Origin of the sequence: Parasynechococcus sp., from assembly GCF_042954245.1 — a bacterium.
GTDB lineage: Bacteria > Cyanobacteriota > Cyanobacteriia > PCC-6307 > Cyanobiaceae > Parasynechococcus.
The window spans coordinates 1-2,348 of record NZ_JBGKDP010000259.1; the positions used below are offsets into that span (position 1 = coordinate 1).

Here is a 2,348-nt window from a genome sequence, read left to right on the forward strand (position 1 = left end):
CAGCGCAGCCGACCGATCGAATCGATCGTGGCCGAAGCCCATCAACTGGCGGACCAGGGGGTGCAGGAGCTGATCCTGATCAGCCAGATCACCACCAACTACGGGCTGGATCTCTATGGCAAACCGAAGCTGGCGGAACTCCTGCGTGCCCTGGGCGAAGTGGAGATCCCTTGGATCCGCGTGCATTACGCCTATCCCACGGGACTGACCCCCGACGTGCTGGCGGCGTACCGGGATGTGGCCAATGTGGTGCCCTACCTGGACTTACCGCTGCAACACAGCCACCCGGAGGTGCTGCGGGCGATGAACCGCCCCTGGCAGGCGGATGTGAATGACAACCTGCTGGATCGCATTCGCGAGCAACTGCCCGATGCGGTGCTGCGCACCACCTTGATCGTGGGCTTCCCCGGCGAAACCGAGGAGCACTTCCAACACCTGATGGGCTTCCTGGACAAGCAACGCTTCGATCACGTGGGGATTTTCACCTTCTCTCCAGAGGACGGCACCGCCGCCGCCGACCTGCCCAATCCGGTGGATCCGGAGGTGGCCCAGGCACGCAAGGATGCGCTGATGGCCCTGCAACAGCCGATCGCCGCGGAACGCAACCAGCGCTGGGTGGGGCGGACCGTGGATGTGCTGATCGAGCAGCACAACCCCCAAACCGGGGCGATGATTGGTCGCTGCGCCCGCTTCGCTCCGGAAGTGGATGGCGAGGTGCACGTGCAACCCGGCGAGGACGGCCAACAGGCGGCACCGGGAACCCTGGTGCCGGTGGAGATCACCGGGGCCGACATCTATGACCTCAGCGGGCGAATCGTTGGTGCGCGCGCCATGGTGGCGGCAGCGAGAGCCCAGGCTTGACCCTTCTTCAACTGCGACCGGAACAGCAACGCCGTCTGTTTCTGGTCGCGTCGGGTGTGAGCACCGCCGGGTCATTCGCGGGGATCACCGCCAAGGGCTGGATCCTGATGGATGGCACCGCCCAGCCGTTTGTGCTGGCGCTGAATTTCGCGGCACTGTCTCTGCCCACACTGCTGGTCAGCGGGCCTGCGGGGGTGCGCACCGACCGGGTGGGCTGTGAGCGGGTCCTGGTGCAGTCGCAATGGGCCCTATTGGCGGCGGCGACCCTCGGGGCCCTGGCCATCCCGTTACTCGATGGCCTACCCCAGGTTCTGCTGCTGCTGGGCAGCACCCTTCTGGTGGGCATCGCCGGCGCCTATGAGCTCACCGCCCGCAATAAATATTGCTCCATCCTGGTGGAAGAACCGGAGCAGCTGGGCAGCTACCTCACCAGCTTTTCGGTGGTGTTCAACGTGGGCAAGCTGGTGGGGCCACCGATCGGGGGCTGGCTGCTGGCGATGACCGGGCCGGCCTGGGCCCTCGGCATTGATGCGGCGAGCTATCTGCTGCCGATCGCCAGTGTGCTGTTTCTGCTGAATCCAGACAGCAGCCGCGAACAACGCAGCGCTCCAGGGCAGACCGCCAGCCTGGTCAGTGCCTGGCGGGGCTGTGGCTCCACCTTGCAGGGGGTGCTGAGCTTCACCGCGGTGCTGTGTCTGGTGGGTTTTTTCCACCCGGGGCTGGCGCCGTTGATCGCCGACCGCGTGCTCGGCTCGGATCCGCGCGACCTGGGCCTGTTCACCAGCGTGCTGGCCGCCGGAAGCATCACTGGCGGGATCGTGCTGCAAAAAAACAGCAGCCGCTTCAGCCGCCGCCCGTTTCTGACCCTCGGAGGCTTCGGTTTGATCACCGCCATCGCACAGCTGGGCATGGCCATGACCCCTGGGGTGGGATTCAGCCTGAGCATGGCGTTTCTGATCGGAGCCGGCACCGCCGGTCTGCTGAGCAGCTGCAACCTGATCACCCAGATCGGCTCAGAACAGGTGATGCGCGGCCGCATGGCCGGGCTGAGTCAGATCGCCTTCCTCGGCGGAGGTGGGATCAGTGGGCTGGTGGTGGCCCTTTTGGTGATGGTCAAAGACCTCTCGACGGCCTTTGCCTTAAGTGGTGGTTTAAGCGTCGCCATCGCCTTGATCTGGATGCGGCGACGCGGAAACCGGGTTTTGGAGCCGATCAGATCAGCTTGATGCCTTTGAGGAGCTTGGTGAAAACAAAGGCGGTGACCAGGCCGGTGCCAACAAGCCCGAGATAGATACCGACGCCCATGTGCAAGAAAGGAGGTGACCACCATTAGATCAGAGATTGGGCGTGATCTCGGTTGTTACCGATAGGGTTTGTCAATAACAGACTCGTTTTGTAGCTCCACGACCTCCGCCGGGCGAACCGGACTCCCCTCCCCTGCTGCCCGAATCGATGCGCACCCTCTTTATTTATCCCGAGTTCCCGAA

Annotated in this window: 3 protein-coding genes; 2 read left to right on the plus strand and 1 reads right to left on the minus strand. The window is 64.0% G+C overall.

Annotated features, from left to right (window positions below; all coding sequences use genetic code 11):
• A partial coding sequence (locus ACGVJ8_RS11935; protein WP_392348375.1) for a MiaB/RimO family radical SAM methylthiotransferase occupies nt 1-861 on the plus strand: 861 nt, incomplete at its 5' end.
• Nucleotides 858-2,087 carry an MFS transporter gene (locus ACGVJ8_RS11940; protein ID WP_392348377.1) on the plus strand — a complete coding sequence of 410 codons (1,230 nt, stop codon included), beginning with the start codon at nt 858-860 and terminating at the stop codon, nt 2,085-2,087. The genes ACGVJ8_RS11935 and ACGVJ8_RS11940, both read left to right, overlap by 4 nt.
• Here ACGVJ8_RS11940 and ACGVJ8_RS11945 read toward each other — a convergent pair.
• A complete protein-coding gene (locus ACGVJ8_RS11945; RefSeq protein WP_392348379.1) occupies nt 2,074-2,166 on the minus strand; it encodes a cytochrome B6 in 93 nt (30 codons plus the stop codon). The genes ACGVJ8_RS11940 and ACGVJ8_RS11945 overlap by 14 nt on opposite strands.
• Nucleotides 2,167-2,348 lie beyond the last annotated feature (182 nt).